The following is a 20,018-nucleotide window of genomic DNA, read 5'->3' on the forward strand; positions in this document are numbered from 1 at the left end:
AAGGGCATAGTAACGTGAGGAGGTCGTGAGTATGACGGGCGAACTATTACCATTAACGAATGAAGAATGGATCGCGACCATCGAGCATTTATGTGATAGCAAAGCGGATGAATTCCGATTGATCGGTTACGAGCATGTAACGGGAAATGATATTTGGCAGTGCGTGAAGGACCGGTACACCAAAACAGGCGAACCGGCCATGCATCAGGTCGTCAACGATATTTTGTCGCTGAAAGTGACAAAATTTATGAACTTTTTGACGGTAAGTGCCTATAAAGGGACCCATTTTTAACGAGTGGGCTCTTTTTTTTGACTCGTTTTTCAGGCATCGCTATAATAGGAATGTTGACACAAGAGAATTTAAGGGGGAACTGAGGGTATTATGAATCGTCTGTTAGCATTCGTACTCATCGTCGTGCTATCTGCCGGCGTAGTAGCGGGAACAAGCTCTTGGCTTTTCAACGACGTAAAACTAGGACTTGATTTGAAAGGCGGATTTGAAATCCTGTATGAAGCTCAGCCTATTGAGGCTGGCGGAAAAGTGACGAAGGAGTCTCTGATCGAGACGGCTAAGAGCCTTGAGGCACGTGCCAATGCAACAGGTGTAGCAGAGCCGGAAGTAACAACAGAGGGCAGCAATCGGATTCGCGTGAAGATTGCGGGCGTTTCTGACGAGAACAAAGTGAGGGATATCCTCAAGAAGCCTGCAGAACTGACATTCCGCAGTGCGCGCGGCTGCGCAGCTGATAAAGGATACTGTAAAGTCGAGCTTCACGGCAGCGACTTCAAACAGAACGGAGCTTCGGTTCACCAAACGAACCTGAATGCTTACGAGATTTCTATTAAGCTCAAAAGCGCAAGTCAATTCGCTGAAATCACACGCGAAATTGCTAAGCTGAGCCCGAACAACCAATTGGCTATCTACTTGGATGACAAAGAGTTGTCCGCGCCAAACGTTGCGGCCGAAATTAACAGCAACGAAGCGGTTATTACGGGTAACTACACGCGTGAAGAAGCGAATGACCTTAAAAATACAATCAACTTAGGTGCGTTGCCGCTTAAGCTGACCGAGAAATACACGCAAAGCGTCGGTGCTACGCTGGGTAAATTGTCCCTGAAAGAGACAATTGTCGCCGGTGCTATCGGTACTGTGCTGATTTTGCTCTTCATGATGGTGTTTTATCGTTTACCGGGTCTTATCGCGAGCTTCTGTATCGTTGTTTACATCTGGTTGCTGCTGCTCGGCTTCAACTTGATTGATGCGACGCTCACATTGCCGGGTATCGCGGCCTTCATTCTCGGAATCGGGATGGCGGTTGACGCCAATATCATTATGGCGGAGCGGATTAAAGAAGAAATGCGCAGCGGCAAGAGCATTCTGTCGTCGCAAAAAGCAGGCTCCAAGAGTTCGTTCCGTACGATTATCGATGCGCACGTTACAACAACAATCGCTGCGCTCGTATTGTTCTTTATCGGTGTCGGCTCGGTTAAAGGTTTTGCAGTAATCCTGCTTCTAAGTATCGTTATCAGTATTTTGACGAACGTATTCTTCTCTCGCCTGCTCCTTACTTTGATTATCCGCAGCGGCATTGTGAAGAAGAAATCCTACTTCGGTGTCAAGGAGAGTGAAGTACGTGCGCTTTAGTGGATTTGCAGAGGTTTCGGATCGTAAGTTCGATTTCGTGAAGAAGGCTCGATACTTCTTTATTTTCTCGATTATTATTACGGTGCTTGGTATCATTACACTGGGCGTCCATGGCTTAAATTACGGGGTCGACTTCCGTGCCGGCTCGAGCGTTGATATTGCAGTGAAGAAAGATTTGACGGGTCAGAAAGATGAGATTGAGAAGTACCTGAAGGATAACGAGTTTGGCGAACCTGGTTTAACGGTTGGTACAAGCCGTGTCACGCTTCGTTTCGACGATGTGCTGACAGATGCGAAGGAGAAAGCGCTGAAGCAAGGCTTTGCCGAGAAATTTGACAAGGACGCTTCCGCCGAGGTAAATACGGTAGACGTTGAAATCGCCAAAGAGCTTCAGACGAATGCACTTTATGCGGTCCTCGTAGCCAGTATCGGTATTGTGATCTATGTCAGCATCCGGTTCGAGTGGCGTTTCGCCATTGCTGCGATCGTCGCTTTGCTCCATGATGCATTTATCGTAATCAGCTTGTTCTCGATCTTCAAACTGGAAGTGAATCTGCCTTTCATCGTAGCGATCTTGACCATTATCGGTTATTCCATCAATGATACGATCGTTATCTTTGACCGGATCCGTGAGAATTTGCGATTCGCCAAACTCAAGAATGCCGCGGATATTGCTAAACTGGTAAATGAGAGTATCTGGCAAACATTGACGCGTTCCATTAATACGGTTATGACGGTTGTCGTGGCTGCGCTTTGCTTGCTTATCTTCGGCAGCGAGTCCATCAGACTGTTCTCACTGGCGATTTTGTTTGGTCTTGTCAGCGGAGCTTATTCCTCGATCTTTATCGCGAGTCAACTCTGGCTTGTCATGAAAAGGAAGCAAAAACCAAAATCAGCAGTCAAGTCTCCGGCTGCATCGTAGTATGATTAGTAGAGGGTGGCCGAACCTGGCTCATCCACATGAACAAAACTTAAGCGAATATGCTTGAACAGGAGGCGTCCATGACAGCGACCCAACGTTATGCCAAAGCCGAGTCTGCCGCATGGACCGGACTTATAGGTAACGTCTGTATAGCAGTAATTAAAGGCGGAATCGGTATGTTGTCAGGCAGCAAAGCGTTACTGGCTGATGCTTGCCGTTCCGCTTCGGATGCCGCCGCCTCATTCGTCTCCTTAACAGGTGTCCGTCGATGCAGGCAGCTGGGATCGCCCCATGCACCTGTACCGGCAGCCAGAGGACGTGCGGAGGCAGCAACCGGCGTAGTGGCATCCATTCTGCTTATGATTATAGGTCTGGAAATTGGCATCTCTGCCATCAAATCCATCGCAGACGGTGTTGATGAAGCACCTGGCTGGCCTGCAGCCCTTGTCGTATTCCTTGCTTTCATTCTTAAAGAGGTTCGCTTCCCGATCAAGGAACGGGGAGCGGACTTATATGCTTCACTTGCAGCGCTTGTCGGAACAGGCGGTGCAATGCTGGGCAAGCCGCTTGGCATGCCTGTCATGTATTACTTGGATCCGGCAGCTTCGCTGATCATCGTTGTGATTGTCTTCTCCAGCGGGTACCGAGTCGCATCCGCTTCCGTTATGCGCAGCCGGTTCCTGGAAGTCGAGCCTGCTGATATGTCGGAGCTCAAAGCAGTCGTGCTTCGCATGGAAGGCGTAATCGGCGTCGAGGTGCTTCGCGCCAGAGAGCACGGTCATTACGCAGTTGCTGATGTGGTCATCAGCGTCAATCCGCGCATTTCGGTGCTGGAGGGCAATGAGATCGCGAAGCGCGTGAAATATTTTCTGATGAAACGGTTCAGTCATATGACAGAGGTTACTGTTCATGTGGAACCGTATGATCCGGGTTACCCGTATAAAACAAATCACGATCCCAGTCAGGAACAACTACCGACGCTACTGCAATAGCAGCAGCGTTGATTTTTTTTGAGAAAAGAGGTGTCAGGCCAATTGATGCAATCCAAAACACGCTGGAGTCTCGCTTCGTTTGATTTGGAGGGAGAGGCGCGTGCAGCCGGCTTAGCGCGCAGCTTGTCCCTTTCACCGCTTGTCGCGAGACTGCTGGTTCAGCGCGGCTACGACCGCGTTGAATCTGCGCGTCAGTTTTTGAACGGGGGCATCGAATGTCTGCATGATCCTTTTCTGCTAAAGGGCATGAATGAAGCCGTAGCTCGCATACGAGCGGCGGTGGAGAGCGGCGAACGGGTGAGGATTTATGGCGATTACGACTGTGATGGCGTGTCGTCCACGACACTCATGACGTATCTGTTCACGCGGCTTGAGCTGAATTTTGATTATTATATCCCCCATCGAACATTAGAGGGGTATGGTCTCAACAAAGCTGCCCTACGCGCAGCTGCCGATATTGGCATTACGCTGATCGTGACCGTCGATACCGGTATTAGCGCGGTTGAAGAAATCGCCTATGCAAACGAGCTTGGCATCGATATTGTGGTTACCGATCACCATGAGCCGCCTCACCAGCTTCCGGAAGCCTATGCGATCGTGAATCCGAAGCAAGAGGATTGCGGTTATCCGTTCAAGGGGTTGGCCGGTGTAGGTGTCGCGTTTAAGCTTGCGCAGGCGCTGCTGGACGAACCTCCGATAGAATGGACGGATGTCGTCGCGTTAGGGACGATCGCCGATCTTATGCCGCTTACAGATGAGAACCGGGTGTTAGTTAGATTCGGGCTGGAGCAGCTTCGTCAAACCGACAAGCCGGGCTTCCGAGCGCTTGCCGAGGTTGGGGGCATCGAGCTGGCCTCCCTGCAATCGTCGAATGTGGCATTTGGGATGGCGCCGCGTATCAACGCAGCGGGCAGACTCGAGCATGCGCAGCAGGCAGTGGCACTGCTGACTTCAACAGACCATGAGACGGCAGCCGCGAGCGCGATCAGTCTGGATGCGTTGAACCGTCAAAGGCAGCTCATTGTAGAGACGATCGTGCAGGAAGCGCAGGACATGTGGACGGCCAAATGCAAAGCGGCAGCGGAAGCAGGAGTGCCGGAGCCATCCGTTATCGTGCTTGCAGGCGAAGGCTGGAACGTGGGCGTTGTCGGCATCGTGGCATCGAAGTTTATTGAGAAATACTATAAACCGACGCTGATTCTCGGGATCGATGGTGAAACAGGCAAATGCAAAGGCTCTGCTCGTTCTATCGAAGGGTATGACCTGCACGCGGCATTAACCGAATGTGACGCGCTTCTGGATCATTACGGAGGGCATCAAGCGGCGGCTGGCATGACCTTGCATCGAGACAACCTGGTGGCCTTTGAAGCACAGCTTAGCGCGCTTGCCGACAGCTGGTTGACGGAAGAAGACTGGATTCCGAAAACGATGATCGATTTGACCTGCAAAATGGAAGATGCGACGCTGCGCGTCAGAGAACAGCTCGCGCACCTGGAACCATTCGGTATCGGTAATGAAGCGCCGAAGCTGCTGCTGACAGGCGTCACGCTTGCCGATCGCAAAGCGATGGGGAAAGAGAGCAAGCATTTGAAGCTGTCCATCAGCGGACAAGGTAAAATGCTCGATGCGGTCTGCTTCGGCAGCGGACATTTATCCGAACATCTGTCCCATGGTGCTGCCATTGAACTGGTCGGAGAGCTTTCAGTAAACGAGTGGAACGGGCAGCGAAAAGCCCAGTTTATGGTGAACGATCTGCGTGTTCCGCATGTTCAAGTCTTCGATAAACGTACGGACGCCGGCAGCGAATCGCTCCGTGCACTCAGCAAACAGCTTTCTTCAGGAAATTACCGAGCCCCTGTTGTCCTGGTTCCAAGTGAGGCTTGGCTCGAGGCAGCTCAAGCTTCGCAGGAAGTCGTGACAGACGTATCGTTTATGACTTATGATGCCTTTGTACAGCAGCAGAAGGTCACATGTTGCCATTTATTCGTGTTTGGCAGACCGCAGTCTGCCGAGAAGCTATCATTTGCTCTTGCAGCCTGTGAAGGACTTGAAGCCGTTCATCTTCATTACGATATTAGCCGAGCCGGAGCGGCATTCCCAACCCGGGAGCAGTTCGGGGAAATGTACAAGCTGCTGCGACGCGAATGCCCGATGGATGAAGAGGGCATAAGTAAACAATTGGCATCTAAGCTCAGCGGAATCGCCGAATCCTCCATAGCGTTCATGATAAAGGTGTTTACCGAATTGCAATTTATTCAGACCGAAGAGGGTTTTGTGAACCTAAGCCCAGTAACAGTGAAGCGAGAGCTGTCGCATTCAACGGAGTACCGTGAAGCGCAGCGCATTGCCGAACTGAACGAAATCATTAGTGCACCGATTAAAGCGATGACCGATTGGATCACCAAAGAAGTGCAGAACTCATTATTACACCTAAACGAAGGAGTCGTTATTTCATGAATTACAAAGACTACATCCGCATCATCCCAGACTATCCACAGCCGGGAATCCGTTTCAAAGACATCACTACGCTGACAAACAACGGTCCTGTTTATGCGCATGCCATTGATGCTATTCGTCAAGCGGTTGCCGACAAACATATCGACCTGGTTGCCGGACCGGAAGCCCGCGGGTTTATTATCGGCGCTCCGCTTGCCGTCACGCTCGGCGCTGGATTTGTTCCAATTCGCAAGAGCGGCAAGCTGCCTGCTGAAGTCATTGAAGCCAGCTACGATTTGGAGTATGGCAATGACAAGCTGGCTATTCACAAAGATGCGATCAAGCCGGGTCAACGCGTACTCATTGCAGACGACCTTCTTGCGACCGGCGGTACGATTGCGACTTCGATCAACCTCATCCGTCAGCTTGGCGGTGAAGTGGTCGGTGCAGTATTCCTGATCGAGCTGGGCTACCTGGATGGCCGCAAGAAGCTTGACGGAATCGATATTTTCTCGCTTATGACGTATTAATTAACGTGAGGTTACCATGGCGCCGGACATGGAAGGGCAACCTTCTGCTGTCCGGCGTTCTCTGTACCTGCCTGTGCCGGCATAGCGAGAGGTTGACGGAAAGGCTTTAAAACAGGCATAATAATAGGAAAACTCGGGCGAATCTGATTATCGAAGTTAGGTTCATCACTTTAAATGATTTGGGAAGCAAAACGCGAGGCAGCGTGCTTTTCCGGAAAGGGACATTCATGGGCATAGAGCAGTTACTCGACAAAGCATCGACCTATATGAAGGAGCAAGATCTGACACGGATCAAAGAAGCATACGAATTTGCCGATCAAGCCCATCACGGGCAAGTGCGTAAATCGGGAGAGCCGTATATTTTACACCCTGTCGCCGTAGCTGAAATTCTCGTCAACATGCAGATGGATGTGTTGTCGATCATCGCTGCGCTCCTTCATGATGTCGTTGAAGATACAACTGTCCCGCTTGAAGAGGTCAGAACCCGTTTCGGTGAGGCTTGTGCCGCTGTTGTAGACGGACTCACGAAGCTGGAGAAGATTCAATTCCGCTCCAAGGAAGAGCAGCAAAACGAGAACTACCGTAAAATGTTCGTCGCGATGGCACAGGACATGCGTGTTATCCTCATCAAGCTGGCTGACCGTCTTCATAATATGCGGACGCTGAAATATCAATCCGAAGAAGCACAGCGTCGTATCGCATACGAAACGTTGGAAATTTTCTGTCCAATCGCCCACCGGCTCGGGATCTCGGCCATCAAGTGGGAGATGGAGGATATTGCGCTTCGTTATTTGAATCCGCAGCAATATTATCGCATCGCCAACCTTATGAAGAAGAAACGTGCAGAGCGGGAGCAATATATCGCAGATGTTATTACCCGGATCACGGAGAAGCTTGAGGATATGGGGATCGAAGGCGACATTTCCGGTCGTCCGAAACATATTTACAGCATTTATAAGAAGATGACCGCACGCAGCAAGCAGTTCACGGAAATTTACGATCTGCTGGCGATTCGGATCATCGTTGACAATATTAAAGACTGTTATGCAACGCTCGGTATCATTCATACGTTATGGAAACCGATGCCCGGCCGTTTCAAAGATTATATTGCGATGCCCAAAGCGAACATGTACCAATCTCTCCATACGACGGTTATCGGTCCTACAGGTGAGCCGACCGAAGTGCAGATCCGGACTTGGGATATGCATCGCACGTCCGAATTCGGGATCGCTGCCCATTGGGCTTACAAAGAAGGCGGCGTCGTTCCGGGTGGTTCATTCGAGGAGAAAATGACATTATTCCGCGAAATCATTGAGCTTCAGCATGAAGCCAGCGATGCATCCGAATTTGTCGAATCGCTGAAGATGGACTTTTTCTCTGACCTTGTATTTGTATTTACGCCGAAAGGTGAGGTTTTCGAGCTGCCGGCCGGCGCGGTGCCGCTTGATTTTGCCTACCGGATTCATACGGAAGTCGGGAATCGCACCATTGGCTCTAAAGTTAACGGCCGAATCGTGCCGCTCGATTATAAGCTGAAGACCGGCGATATCGTCGAGATTCTGACCTCGAAGCATTCCTATGGCCCAAGTCAAGACTGGATCAAGATCGCTCAATCGTCGCATGCACGCAGCAAAATCAAGCAGTGGTTCAAGAAAGAACGACGTGAAGAGAACGTTGTGAAAGGCCGTGACAACATTGAGCGCGAGCTCAAACGTCTGGGACTTGAAGCGTCCGCCTTTATGTCGGATGCCCAGCTGCAGGAAGCGGCTTATAAATTTACGTTTAACGATATCGACGACATGCTGTCTGCTGTTGGATTCGGCGGCATTACCGCTGCTCAGATCGTAACGAAGCTGACGGAGAAAATGCGCAAGGAAGCCGAAGAGGCGAATCAGATCGAGCTTACGAACGAGATGAAGGAGATGAAATCCTCCCCTTCGCTTCGTAAAACCCGTCCGACGCACGGCGTATCTGTTAAAGGAGTAGACAATCTGCTTGTTCGGTTTGCACGCTGCTGCAATCCGGTACCCGGCGATGCGATTGTCGGGTATATCACACGTGGACGCGGTGTATCGGTTCACCGTTTGGACTGTTTGAATGTGAGCCCTAATGGAGATGGGGAAGAAGCTGCTCGCGTAATAGAGGTAGATTGGGAACAGTCTGTCGAGGCGAACTATAGCGTTGATATTGAAATTACCGGCCATGATCGTCCGGGATTGCTCAATGAAGTGCTGCAAGCCGTGTCCGAGAGCAAAACAAATATTTCGGCCGTCTCCGGACGTTCGGATAAGAATAAGCTTGCCATGATCCATATGACGGTGTTGATTCGTAATATTGAGCATTTACAATCCGTGGTTGAGCGTATTAAACGGGTGAAAGATATTTATTCCGTGCAGCGGATTATGCAATAAAGGCAAATAAGGTAATAAACGCAGATACTGATTTTTGATTACGTTTGGGCAAGGAGAGTTTGTACGGGGATGAAAGTAGTTGTGCAACGAAGCAAACAGGCGTCTGTATCCGTAGACGGGGAAACAGTCGGCTCGATTGAAATGGGACTGATGCTGCTCGTAGGCATTACCCATGAGGATGATGAATCCGATATCCGCTGGATGGCGGAGAAGATTGCGGGCTTACGCATCTTTGAGGATGAAGAAGGTAAAATGAATCATTCCGTCAAAGACGTGGGCGGTGCGATTCTTTCGGTATCGCAGTTTACGCTATATGGCGACTGCCGCAAAGGCAGAAGGCCGAATTTCATGGCAGCGGCACGACCGGAGCAAGCGGAAGCGCTGTATGACGCATTTAATAAGCAGCTCGAATTAAGTGGACTAGCTGTGGCGACCGGCAAATTTGGAGCGATGATGGACGTGTCATTGACCAATTGGGGACCCGTTACCTTGATTATCGACAGTAAAGCTTAACCCAAGTCTCTGTTGGTTTAAGTGTTAGAATAGCTGCGAACGGGAACACTATCCTTAGACGTGCACAGCTCTACTCGTGCACGACAACGGTGGGGGGATTCTCGTTATGCATCAGTCGCGTAAGGAGCAAAGTGTCGAACGGGTTTCGCGGAGGCTGCTTCATGCGGATCGACGTGAAGCACTCATTTTCGCGGAAATGGAAGAAAATATAGAAGCCTCCGCCGACTTCGGCGGCTTCGCTGCAACGCCCAGACGTTCGCCGGTTGGCGAGCATATGTAACGGAACAGGAAGGACGGGCCGCTTCTTCGTCGAAGCGCTCCGTCCTTTGCTGTCGGTTGCTGCGGAAAAGGTGAGAAATCGCTTTATATTTTGTAACCAAACTGTAATGTGTTTAAAATGATTCTCTAACATGGGCGGGCTATAATAAAAGCCGACCCCCTTTTTTGAATATATTATTTGATGGACCTACAACTTGTTTGTAGGTCCCTTTCTTTTGTGGAGACCCCCTAAATCCCCCTAGAAGGGGGACCCCGAGGGACCCGTCCCTCTGGACACCCGGAATTTGAATAACGTCGGAGTTACAGTGTACCGCTCGCGATTATCGTTTGGGTAAAGGCGCGCTTTCGTCCCATACGGGACACGCTTTACTTCTGGCGGGGTTTATCGACCTGGTGTCCCTCACGGGACCATCCTAACGTGGCCGCCTCAGAGGCGCATGTGATCGGGTGCGTGCTTGTGCTCGCTTTCGTCCCATACGGGACACGCTTTACTTTAGGCGCGGGAAGGGATGGGGTTACCAGGTGCTCGCGGCTTTGCCGCTCGCACGGTAACCTGGAGGCCCGCTCGTAGCCCGCGGGGATGTTAGTGGGTTGGTCGCTTTCGCGACCTAAGAGCGAAGGGCATGGCCGCTATCGCGACCACAGGGCAAGAGCAGGGGCGAGGTATGTGGTGCAGTGATATGGGCATAATGGGAAGTGGAAATGATTGTGCGTTGATCTCTTGACACACGGTAAAGTGAACGGTACAATAAAGGTTATATTATGTCGATCCGTTGAAGGGACCGATTCGTTCTACCCGCACCGATTCAGAGAGGGATTCCTTGGCTGGAAGAATCCTTGGCGTGCTTGAGCGGACAGACTTCCCAGAGGACATGCGGTGAACCTGCAGGCGTTACGCTTGCTCATTAGCTGTATTGCGTAGTCGGGCGTTAACCGATTGAAGCGAATCAATTGCATTGATTCGGAATGTGGGTGGTACCACGGTAGCTTTGTATTTTACAAGCTCTCGTCCCTTTGCCTTTTTTGAGGCGGAGGACGAGGGCTTTTTTTGATGATCATCTCTGATCGCAGTACTTTTAGGGGGAATGGACATGGGCTTTCAGAAGCCTCCGGGCACGCAGGACTTTTTACCGGGCTCGGTAGAGAAATGGCAGTTTGTCGAGAGCAAAGCGCGTGAGATTTGCCGTCGCTTTAACTTCCGTGAGATCCGCACGCCGATGTTTGAAATGACGGAGCTGTATAAGCGCGGCGTCGGCGAAACGACCGATATCGTGGAGAAAGAAATGTACACCTTCACCGACCGCGGTAACCGCAGTTTAACGCTGCGTCCGGAAGGTACGGCAGGCGCGGTGCGTGCGTATGTCGAGAACAAGCTGTATGGCGAGCCTGATCTGACGAAGCTGTATTATATCGGGCCGATGTTCCGTTATGAGCGTCAGCAAGCTGGGCGCTATCGTCAGTTCCACCAATTCGGCATTGAAGCGCTTGGTGCCGTAGATGCTGCGCTGGATGCTGAAGTGATTGCACTTGGCTATACGTTCTACGCCGAAGTGGGATTGAAAGACGTTCGCGTTGAAATCAATTCTGTCGGCACACCGGCTGTTCGGGCAGCGTTCCGCGAGAAGCTGCTTGGTTTCTTGGAGCCCAAACGCGAGATCCTGTGCAAGGATTGCCAATCGCGTATGGATCGTAACCCGCTGCGGGTGCTGGATTGTAAGAATGATCAACATCATTTTGAAGGTGCGCCTTCCATTCTGGATAGCTTGGATGAAGAGTGCAGCACACACTTCGAAGCGCTGCAAATGCATTTGACGGGAATGAACATTCCCTATTCCATCAATCCACGTCTGGTGCGCGGTCTTGATTATTACACGCACACAGCCTTTGAGTACAAAGCTGAAGGCATCGGCGCCATCGATACGATCGGCGGCGGCGGTCGCTACAACGGGCTTGTGGCCGATATCGGAGGACCGGATCAGCCGGGCGTAGGTCTTGGGATTGGTCTGGAGCGTACGGTTATGCTGCTTGAGAGTCAAGGCGTGCAGCTGGCCAATTTGCATCAGGTTGATGTGTACATGGTAGGTCTTGGCGAGGCGGCTGATCGCGAAGTGACGCGTCTGCTGCACGGACTGAGAATGCGCGGTATTTCCGCGGAGCGGGATTATCAAGGTCGTAAAATGAAGGCGCAAATGAAGTCTGCCGACCGCCTTCAAGTTCGATTCACGGCTATTCTCGGCGACGATGAACTGGAACGCGGGGAGATCATGCTGAAGAACATGACAACCGGTGAACAGCAGTCTGTTGCGCTTGATCAGCTTGCTGATGAAATTTTGAAATAAAGCAACGCCCCATAATTCCATTATAAAAGGAGCCTCTAACCTATCATGATGTTAAAAACTCATTCATGCGGAACACTGACGAAAGCAGAAGTAGGACAAACGGTTACATTGAACGGCTGGGTACAACGCCGCCGTGACCTTGGCGGAGTATTGTTTATCGATCTGCGCGACCGTACAGGAATTGTGCAAATCGTATTCAACCCTGATTTCTCGGGCGATGCACTTGCGATTGCAGACCGTGCACGTAATGAATTCGTGCTTGCCGTTCGCGGTCAAGTCGTAGAACGTGATGCGGAGACGGTTAACAAAAACATCGCAACTGGCGAAATTGAAATCCGCGTGACGGAAATCGAAATTATGAATGCTGCGAAGACGCCTCCATTCCCAATCGAAGATGGCGTTGAAGTGGATGAGTCGCTTCGCCTGAAATATCGTTACCTGGATCTGCGCCGCCCTGAGATGCAGAAGACGCTTCTACTTCGCTCCAAGGCAGCTAAAGTGTTCCGCGACTACTTGGACGGTCAAGGCTTCATCGACGTTGAAACGCCGATTTTGACGAAGAGCACACCGGAAGGCGCACGTGACTACTTGGTTCCAAGCCGTGTTCACCCGGGCGAGTTCTTCGCGCTGCCGCAATCGCCGCAAATTTTCAAACAGCTCCTTATGGTAAGCGGACTTGAGCGCTACTACCAAATCGCCCGCTGCTTCCGCGATGAGGATCTTCGTGCAGACCGTCAACCGGAGTTCACGCAAGTCGACATCGAGACTTCCTTCTTGTCGCAGGATCAACTGCTGAACCTGATGGAAGAGCTTGTTGTTAAATTGTTCCGTGAAACGGTTGGCGTTGAAATTCCTACTCCGTTCCAACGTATCACGTATGCGGATGCGATGAACAAATACGGCTCTGATAAGCCTGACCTGCGTTTTGGCATGGAAATGGAAGACATTACGGATATCGTTGCTAACAGCGACGTGAAAGTATTTGCATCCGTCAGCGCAAGCGGCGGCGTCGTGAAGGTTCTGAACGCGAAAGGTTGTGCGAGCTGGAGCCGTAAAGAGCTTGACGATCTACAGCCGTTTGCAGCGCGTTACGGCGGTAAAGGTCTGGCTTGGGTAACGGTGAAGGAAGGCGAATGGCGCGGCCCGATCGTGAAATTCTTCAAGCCCGAAGAAATCGCAGCGATGACGGAGCGTCTTGGCGTAGAAGAAGGCGACTTGCTGCTGTTCTCCGCGGACAAGAAGAAAGTCGTTGCAGATGTTCTTGGTAACTTGCGTCTCAAAATCGGCAAACAGCTTGGTCTGATTGATGAGTCCAAATTCAAGCTGGAGTGGGTTGTTGACTTCCCGCTGCTTGGCTACGATGAAGAAGCGAAACGTTATGTGGCGGAACACCATCCGTTCACACGCCCGAACGATGAAGATCTGCCGTTGTTCGAAACAGATCCGGGCGCAATCCGCGCACAAGCTTACGACCTTGTACTTAACGGCTATGAAGTCGGCGGCGGTTCGATGCGGATCTACAAACGTGACGTACAAGAGCTTATGTTCAAAGCACTTGGCTTCTCCCTTGAAGAGGCGCATGAGAAATTCGGCTTCCTGCTCGATGCTTTCGATTACGGAACGCCACCGCACGGCGGATTTGCATTCGGATTTGACCGCCTTGTGATGCTGCTTGCCGGACGCACGAATCTTCGTGAGACGATCGCGTTCCCTAAAACAGCCAGTGCAACAGATCTGCTCAGCGATGCGCCATCCGAAGTGGATATTTCCCAGCTTCAACAGCTGCATATCCGTACAATTCAGAAGCCTGCGAAACAACCTGAGGTTGCAGCAGCCGGTGCTCCCGCACAGCCAACTAACTAATCCAAACAGCCGGCTTTCGTCCGCGTGTAGCGGCGAGAGCCGGATTCTTTATGTTTATCGCAGGTACAAATTTAAGCCAAGAGGTGTATTTCGATTATGCTGCACCAATTTTCACGAACGGAGCTCGCCATCGGTCCCGAAGGTCTGGAACTGATGAAAGGCAGCACGGTTGCGGTGCTCGGTATCGGCGGTGTCGGTTCCATTGCCGCAGAAGCGCTCGCGCGGACAGGGGTTGGCCGCCTGATCCTCATCGACAAAGATGTTGTGGATATTACGAATATCAACCGCCAAATACATGCACTCACCACGACGGTCGGGCAGCCCAAAGCGGATCTCATGCGCGATCGCATCAAGCTGATTAATCCGGATTGCGATGCGATTTCGCTGCGGATGTTCTACACAGAAGAAACGTACGAGAAGCTCTTCGAATATCCGCTCGATTATGTTGTTGATGCTTCGGATACGATATCCTATAAGATTCATTTGATCAAACAGTGTTTGGAGCGCAAAATCCCAATCATCTCCAGCATGGGTGCGGCAAACAAGATGGATCCGACCAAATTCCAGGTTGCGGACATTTCCAAAACCTCGATGGATCCGATCGCACGTGTCGTCCGCCAGAAACTGCGCAAAGACGGCATTAAGAAGGGCGTAAAGGTCGTATTCTCGACCGAAGAGCCGATGAAGCCGCGTGAGGATGTCACGCAGCGGATCGTGCCTGAAAATGCGCCTGAAATTCGTAAAGCACAGCAGCCGCCGTCCAGTAATGCTTTTGTCCCTCCGGTTGCGGGACTTATTATGGTGAGCGTAGTGGTGAAAGACTTGCTCGCTAATGGAGGTATTTCCTAGATGAACGCGGAACTCGTTAACAAATTACGTCTATCGCTCGATATGCGCATTGCGGTACTGGAAGCGCCTGCTCCTTCCTATGAGGAAGAGCTGGGTGTGGAGGACCACGAGCCGTTCGATGAAATGGACGCCGGCACCTATGATTTTGTCATGCTGTTCGCCAAGGACATTGCAAGCTTGAACGAACATGCGCCTAAGGCGCTTAAAGCGGTTAAGAAAGAGGGGCTCCTCTGGATCTGCTACCCGAAAGGGACGGCCAAAATACGGACAGATATTAACCGTGACCGCGGCTGGAAAGTCGTTAAGGAAGAAGGCTGGGAAGGGGTGGCACTCGTTTCGATCGATGAGACGTGGTCAGCTATGCGTTTCCGTCCAGTAGGTATGGCTCAGACTTCAGCGAGAGCAAGCCGTGCTGCCGATATCGGCCGTACGACCACAACTGCAACGAAGGAACTGGTTATTCCGGATGATGTCACTGCAGCACTTGCAACTAAGCCGGAAGCAGCCGCTTTCTTTGCAGAACTCGCTCCTTCGCATCGCAAAGAGTATATTCGCTGGATCAATGAAGCGAAGCAAGAAGTGACGCGTGTGAAACGCATTAATGAAATGGCGGAAAAGCTGCAGAAACAGCTTAAACGTCCGTCTGATAAATAACGCAAACAAGCCCGAATTTTGCAGGTGAATCCTGCAGATTCGGGCTTTTTTTTATTGGGAGATTTGTCCCAGTCAACAAAAGTTGCCTTTGACAAACTTTTTTGTATGTGTACAATGAAAGTAGGCAACAACAGTTTCACTCCTGCATATGTGTAAGGAGTATACAATACATTTGATGTTTACATGAGGTGAGAACAATGAGTGATCAATCGGCTCCGCTGGCACCAGAGAAAGGCTGGCGAAATCCAAGAACGTCGAATACACTGCCGGAAGTGTATCGTTCCATGAAGATTCCGAAGACGGGTTCGTGGTTTCGTAAATTTTTAGCATTCGCAGGACCGGGTTATCTCGTGGCTGTTGGCTACATGGATCCGGGCAATTGGGCGACTGACTTAGCGGGCGGCTCAAAGTTCGGCTATACGCTCTTATCCGTTATTTTATTATCCAATCTCATGGCGATTCTGCTTCAGGCACTTGCCGGCAAGCTTGGTATCGTAACAGGACGCGATCTGGCACAAGCTTGTAAGGACCATTACAGTAAACCTGTCGCAATGGGATTATGGGTGCTCTGCGAGCTCGCTATTGCTGCTTGTGACCTGGCAGAGGTCATCGGAACGGCAATCGCGCTCAATTTACTGTTTGGCATACCGCTCATCACGGGCGTCATCATAACGGTACTGGATGTACTGCTCATTCTCCTTCTGCAGAATAAGGGATTCCGATATATAGAAGCGCTTGTTATCGTGCTGATCGTGACCATCGGCGGCTGTTTCCTGGTCGAAATCTTCTGGTCGCAGCCTCAAGTAGGCGAAGTCATGAAGGGATTTATTCCGAGCTCGGAGATTATTTCGAACCCGGCGATGCTGTACATCGCGATTGGTATACTAGGTGCGACAGTCATGCCGCATAATCTGTATTTGCACTCCTCTATCGTACAAACGCGTCAAATCGAACAGACCGAGCTTGGTAAACGCCAAGCGATCAAATATGCGACTTGGGATTCCACCATTGCTTTGTTCTTCGCATTATTCATTAATGCAGCTATTCTCATCATTGCTGCTGCAAGCTTCTATGCGACGGGGCATACGGAGATAGCGGAGATCGGCGAAGCGTATCACCTGTTAGCCCCTATGCTGGGAACAACAGCGGCAAGCGTCCTCTTCGGTGTCGCGCTGCTCGCAGCCGGCCAGAATTCAACCTTGACCGGCACGCTCGCTGGCCAGATCGTCATGGAAGGCTTCCTGAACATCCGTCTGGCACCATGGCTGAGAAGACTGATTACGCGGCTTATCGCGATCATCCCGGCCGTTATTGTTACGTGGCTGTACGGTGCTAGCGGAACAGCGCAGCTGCTTATTCTAAGTCAAGTTATCTTGTCGCTGCAGCTCTCATTCGCCGTCATTCCACTCGTTAAATTCACAAGCGATAAACAGAAGATGGGTAAGTTTGCAAATCCGCTCTGGCTTAAATTACTCGCTTGGATTGTCGCAGTCGTCATTGCGGGATTGAATCTTTACTTGCTCTATCAGACATTTTTCGGCTAATTAACGCCAATCGTATCAGAAGACCTTCTCCGAACAGGGGAAGGTCTTCTTGCTTGTAGGGGATGCGTAACAATAGCGAACGTTTGTGCTAGTGTGCTATGATAAGCAGGAAAGGAACGGGTGAGCGATGGATTTATTTACCTATCAGAATGAGGAACAAGCGCCAAGAGCAAAGCTGCTCGCAGACCGTATGCGCCCTCAAACGATTGAAGAATATATCGGCCAGTCCGACATTGTAGGGCCGGGCAAGCTGCTTCGACGGGCAATCGAAGCCGATCAGATCACTTCCATTCTGCTGTATGGACCACCGGGCTGCGGCAAGACGACGCTTGCGCATATTATCTCGAAACGTACGCAAGGGGAGTTTGTGAAGCTGAATGCCGTGGATGCGTCCGTCAAGGACGTCCGGGAAGTGATTGAGCAGGCAAGGATCACCAAGTCGATGTACGGCCGCAAAACGATCCTGTTCTTAGACGAGGTGCATCGCTTCAATTCGGCGAGGCAGGACGCGCTGCTGCCGGCAGTTGAGCAGGGAATCATCATCTTTATTGGGGCAACTACGGAGAATCCGTTCCATTACGTGAACGGGGCCTTGCTTTCGAGATCGACGCTGTTTCAACTGGAGTCGTTGACTCGAGAGGATGCACTTACCGCCATGCGCCGGGCACTGGCAGACCGCGATCGTGGTCTTGGGTTTATGGATTTAACAGTCGAGGATGAAGCGCTGCAGCATATGGCATCCATGGCAGGCGGAGATATTCGTCGTGCCCTGAACGCGCTAGAGCTGGCAGCCGTGACGACACCGTCACAGCCGGATGGCTCCGTAATTGTGACGCTGGCAGTCGCGGAGGAGTCTATTCGCAAGCCGACCATTCGTGCAGACGAATCGACACAATACGACGTGCTGTCCGCCTTCCACAAGAGCGTGAGGGGTTCCAGCGATGCTGCATTATTTTGGTTTCTCTATGCCGTAGAGAAATTGGGCATGGATCCCATGACATTCATACGGCGGCTGATCGTAGCGTGCAGCGAGGATATTGGTCTTGCGAATCCGCAAGCGATGGTTCAAGCGGTAACGGCGATGGACGCTTATCATAAGATTGGCTGGCCGGAAGCGAAGTACAATATTACGCAAGCGATTCTGTTTGCAGTGGAAAGTCCGAAGTCCAATGCCGCTGCAGTGGCGATCGGGAATGCCATGAATGCCATTGAACAGCTTGGAGCAGCCGAAGTACCGCATCACTTGCGGGATACGCATTACAGCGGTGCTGAGCGTCTTGGCCATGTTGGCTACAAGTACCCTCATGATTACCCCGGGCATTATGTGAAGCAGGTGTATTTGCCTGAGCGAATCGCGAAGAAAACCTTCTATCATGCCACCAATCAGGGGATGGAGGACAAGATTCGACAAAATCAGGAGCGGCGGAAATGACGAAAATAACAGCTGAATCCCCAAAAACGTTAGCAGGAGCTAGAAAATAGCGCATAAAGGCCGACCTTTATGGAATAAACATAACTAGAACCGCGAATACGGGCTAGAAGGTGGGATGACGGCATTTGACGTAAAGTTGCTTCATCGACTACTCTAGTATTATAACGTTTCTTTATAATTTTAAGTTCCAGAAGGAGGTGCACCTGTTCGTCGCAATTGCGGCAAACAGGGAATCGTTGAGTAGTGACCCGTTACCCATATTGTTAAACTTACTTTTAATCGTTTTACTTGTTTTTCTGAATGGTTTTTTCGTAGCTGCGGAATTTGCCATGGTGAAAGTAAGAAGCAGCCGGATTGATTCACTGGCGCTGGACGGCAACCGCCGTGCCCATTTTGCATCCAGGCTAACTGGCAATTTGGATGCGTACCTGTCGGCTTGTCAGCTAGGTATTACGCTTGCATCGCTTGGTCTCGGCTGGGTAGGTGAGCCCGCCATTGCAGCGATGATTGAGCCTGTGCTCGAGAAGTTCCATTTTAGCCCGGTTGCCATATCTACGGTTGCGTTTATTATTGCATTCACAATTATTACGGTATTGCACATTGTACTTGGAGAATTGGCTCCCAAAACCTTTGCGATTCGCAAAGCTGAATCGGTCACATTGTGGACGGCTATGCCGCTCATAGGTTTTCACAAAATCATGTATCCGTTTATCTATCTGCTTAACGGTACAGCCAACTGGATGCTTAAGCGTGTTGGTATCGAACCTGCGGCAGAACATGAATCCGCCCATACCGAAGAAGAAATTCGCATCCTGATGAAGGAAAGTCATAAATCCGGACTAATTGATAACACGGAGCTAACGCTTGTCGATAATATATTTGATTTTGCCGAAACCCATGCGCGGGAGATTATGATTCCACGTACGGAAATGACCTGTTTGTATGCTAACCTGTCGTTCGACGAGAACCAGGCCATTGCGCTTAAAGAGATGCATACTCGCTATCCGGTTTGCGACGGTGACAAGGACAATATCATCGGATTTGTCCACATTAAAGACTTACTTAAAGTGACGCATCAAGGCTTGCCCGATATTCGCACGATTACGCGTCCGATGACTACCGTGCCTGATTCCATGCAAATCAGCAACCTGCTTAAGCTGATGCAGAAGAAGAAGACTCAGATCGCCATTCTTATCGATGAATATGGCGGAACGTCCGGACTTGTAACGCTTGAGGATATCATGGAAGAAATCGTCGGTGAAATTCAGGATGAATTTGATGAAGAACGCCCCGATATCGAGCCAAGAGATGACCAATCCCATTCCATCAACGGCATGATGCTGATTGAAGAGGTAAACAGCTTCTTCGGATTGGAAATCGAAAGCGACGATTACGATACGATCGGCGGCTGGTTTTACGCACAGATCGAGAATCCTCCGTCCAAAGGCCAACGTGTCGTGCATCCGGACGGCTTTGAGTTCGTGATCGAAGAGACGGATCACTTACGGATATCCAGAATCATCATCCGCAAACAGGGAAGCCACGTAGAAGAAGAAAGTATCGAATTGCAAGCAGAAACCGGCTAACCGCCATCATAATACTCATAAGA

Annotated in this window: 16 protein-coding genes; all 16 read left to right on the forward strand. The window is 50.7% G+C overall.

All coding sequences use genetic code 11. The annotated features are described in order from the left end of the window. Positions 1-31 precede the first annotated feature (31 nt). The 16 genes from AC50Y3_RS01365 (at position 32) to AC50Y3_RS01440 (ending at position 19,995) form a co-directional block, all read left to right on the forward strand. Positions 32-292, forward strand: a complete 261-nt coding sequence (locus AC50Y3_RS01365; RefSeq protein ID WP_494816986.1) for a post-transcriptional regulator — start codon at positions 32-34, stop codon at positions 290-292. Positions 293-382: 90 nt separating this feature from the next. Continuing rightward, positions 383-1,645, forward strand: coding sequence for a protein translocase subunit SecD (gene secD, locus AC50Y3_RS01370; protein ID WP_494816987.1), 1,263 nt, complete (start codon positions 383-385; stop codon positions 1,643-1,645). Next, the gene (gene secF, locus AC50Y3_RS01375; protein WP_494816988.1) at positions 1,635-2,567 is read left to right on the forward strand and encodes a protein translocase subunit SecF; all 933 of its coding nucleotides are present in this window, start codon (positions 1,635-1,637) and stop codon (positions 2,565-2,567) included. The genes secD and secF overlap by 11 nt, the downstream gene beginning before the upstream one ends. Positions 2,568-2,647: 80 nt before the next feature. Then, positions 2,648-3,559 (forward strand): cation diffusion facilitator family transporter, encoded by a 912-nt coding sequence (locus AC50Y3_RS01380; protein WP_494816989.1) that lies wholly within the window; start codon positions 2,648-2,650, stop codon positions 3,557-3,559. Positions 3,560-3,604: 45 nt separating this feature from the next. Further along, positions 3,605-6,016, forward strand: coding sequence for a single-stranded-DNA-specific exonuclease RecJ (gene recJ, locus AC50Y3_RS01385; RefSeq protein ID WP_494816990.1), 2,412 nt, complete (start codon positions 3,605-3,607; stop codon positions 6,014-6,016). Further along, positions 6,013-6,525, forward strand: a complete 513-nt coding sequence (locus AC50Y3_RS01390) for an adenine phosphoribosyltransferase (protein ID WP_494816991.1) — start codon at positions 6,013-6,015, stop codon at positions 6,523-6,525. Before recJ ends, AC50Y3_RS01390 begins: the two co-directional genes overlap by 4 nt. Positions 6,526-6,752: 227 nt before the next feature. After that, entirely contained in the window at positions 6,753-8,936 is a 2,184-nt protein-coding gene (locus tag AC50Y3_RS01395) for a RelA/SpoT family protein (RefSeq protein WP_494816992.1), read from the forward strand. Between the two features lie 69 nt (positions 8,937-9,005). After that, the gene (gene dtd, locus AC50Y3_RS01400; RefSeq protein ID WP_494816993.1) at positions 9,006-9,449 is read left to right on the forward strand and encodes a D-aminoacyl-tRNA deacylase; all 444 of its coding nucleotides are present in this window, start codon (positions 9,006-9,008) and stop codon (positions 9,447-9,449) included. 106 nt (positions 9,450-9,555) lie between these two features. Further along, a complete protein-coding gene (locus AC50Y3_RS01405) occupies positions 9,556-9,729 on the forward strand; it encodes a hypothetical protein (protein ID WP_494816994.1) in 174 nt (57 codons plus the stop codon). A 1,090-nt stretch (positions 9,730-10,819) separates the two neighbouring features. After that, the gene (gene hisS / locus AC50Y3_RS01410; protein ID WP_494816995.1) at positions 10,820-12,067 is read left to right on the forward strand and encodes a histidine--tRNA ligase; all 1,248 of its coding nucleotides are present in this window, start codon (positions 10,820-10,822) and stop codon (positions 12,065-12,067) included. A gap of 45 nt (positions 12,068-12,112) precedes the next feature. Then, on the forward strand, positions 12,113-13,930 hold the full coding sequence (aspS, locus tag AC50Y3_RS01415; RefSeq protein ID WP_494816996.1) for an aspartate--tRNA ligase: 1,818 nt from the start codon (positions 12,113-12,115) through the stop codon (positions 13,928-13,930). A gap of 96 nt (positions 13,931-14,026) precedes the next feature. Further along, positions 14,027-14,779 carry a tRNA threonylcarbamoyladenosine dehydratase gene (locus AC50Y3_RS01420; protein ID WP_494816997.1) on the forward strand — a complete coding sequence of 251 codons (753 nt, stop codon included), beginning with the start codon at positions 14,027-14,029 and terminating at the stop codon, positions 14,777-14,779. Further along, positions 14,780-15,433 carry a YdeI/OmpD-associated family protein gene (locus AC50Y3_RS01425; RefSeq protein WP_494816998.1) on the forward strand — a complete coding sequence of 218 codons (654 nt, stop codon included), beginning with the start codon at positions 14,780-14,782 and terminating at the stop codon, positions 15,431-15,433. It begins immediately after the preceding gene. A 197-nt stretch (positions 15,434-15,630) separates the two neighbouring features. Continuing rightward, positions 15,631-16,977 carry an Nramp family divalent metal transporter gene (locus AC50Y3_RS01430; protein WP_494816999.1) on the forward strand — a complete coding sequence of 449 codons (1,347 nt, stop codon included), beginning with the start codon at positions 15,631-15,633 and terminating at the stop codon, positions 16,975-16,977. A 127-nt stretch (positions 16,978-17,104) separates the two neighbouring features. Beyond that, positions 17,105-18,409 carry a replication-associated recombination protein A gene (locus tag AC50Y3_RS01435; protein WP_494817000.1) on the forward strand — a complete coding sequence of 435 codons (1,305 nt, stop codon included), beginning with the start codon at positions 17,105-17,107 and terminating at the stop codon, positions 18,407-18,409. Positions 18,410-18,645: 236 nt separating this feature from the next. Then, entirely contained in the window at positions 18,646-19,995 is a 1,350-nt protein-coding gene (locus AC50Y3_RS01440; protein WP_494817001.1) for a hemolysin family protein, read from the forward strand. The last annotated feature ends 23 nt before the right edge of the window (positions 19,996-20,018 follow it).

The sequence above is a fragment of the Paenibacillus sp. J22R98 genome, assembly GCF_059383835.1.

What these genes read in the sequence shown, in the direction of transcription:
- AC50Y3_RS01425 (WP_494816998.1), top strand. Translation starts at nt 14,780, where the DNA reads ATGAACGCGGAACTCGTTAACAAATTACGTCTATCGCTCGATATGCGC.
- AC50Y3_RS01390 (WP_494816991.1), top strand. Translation starts at nt 6,013, where the DNA reads ATGAATTACAAAGACTACATCCGCATCATCCCAGACTATCCACAGCCG.
- dtd (WP_494816993.1), top strand. Translation starts at nt 9,006, where the DNA reads ATGAAAGTAGTTGTGCAACGAAGCAAACAGGCGTCTGTATCCGTAGAC.
- AC50Y3_RS01365 (WP_494816986.1), top strand. Translation starts at nt 32, where the DNA reads ATGACGGGCGAACTATTACCATTAACGAATGAAGAATGGATCGCGACC.
- AC50Y3_RS01430 (WP_494816999.1), top strand. Translation starts at nt 15,631, where the DNA reads ATGAGTGATCAATCGGCTCCGCTGGCACCAGAGAAAGGCTGGCGAAAT.
- aspS (WP_494816996.1), top strand. Translation starts at nt 12,113, where the DNA reads ATGATGTTAAAAACTCATTCATGCGGAACACTGACGAAAGCAGAAGTA.
- AC50Y3_RS01405 (WP_494816994.1), top strand. Translation starts at nt 9,556, where the DNA reads ATGCATCAGTCGCGTAAGGAGCAAAGTGTCGAACGGGTTTCGCGGAGG.
- AC50Y3_RS01395 (WP_494816992.1), top strand. Translation starts at nt 6,753, where the DNA reads ATGGGCATAGAGCAGTTACTCGACAAAGCATCGACCTATATGAAGGAG.
- AC50Y3_RS01380 (WP_494816989.1), top strand. Translation starts at nt 2,648, where the DNA reads ATGACAGCGACCCAACGTTATGCCAAAGCCGAGTCTGCCGCATGGACC.
- hisS (WP_494816995.1), top strand. Translation starts at nt 10,820, where the DNA reads ATGGGCTTTCAGAAGCCTCCGGGCACGCAGGACTTTTTACCGGGCTCG.
- recJ (WP_494816990.1), top strand. Translation starts at nt 3,605, where the DNA reads ATGCAATCCAAAACACGCTGGAGTCTCGCTTCGTTTGATTTGGAGGGA.
- secD (WP_494816987.1), top strand. Translation starts at nt 383, where the DNA reads ATGAATCGTCTGTTAGCATTCGTACTCATCGTCGTGCTATCTGCCGGC.
- AC50Y3_RS01435 (WP_494817000.1), top strand. Translation starts at nt 17,105, where the DNA reads ATGGATTTATTTACCTATCAGAATGAGGAACAAGCGCCAAGAGCAAAG.
- AC50Y3_RS01420 (WP_494816997.1), top strand. Translation starts at nt 14,027, where the DNA reads ATGCTGCACCAATTTTCACGAACGGAGCTCGCCATCGGTCCCGAAGGT.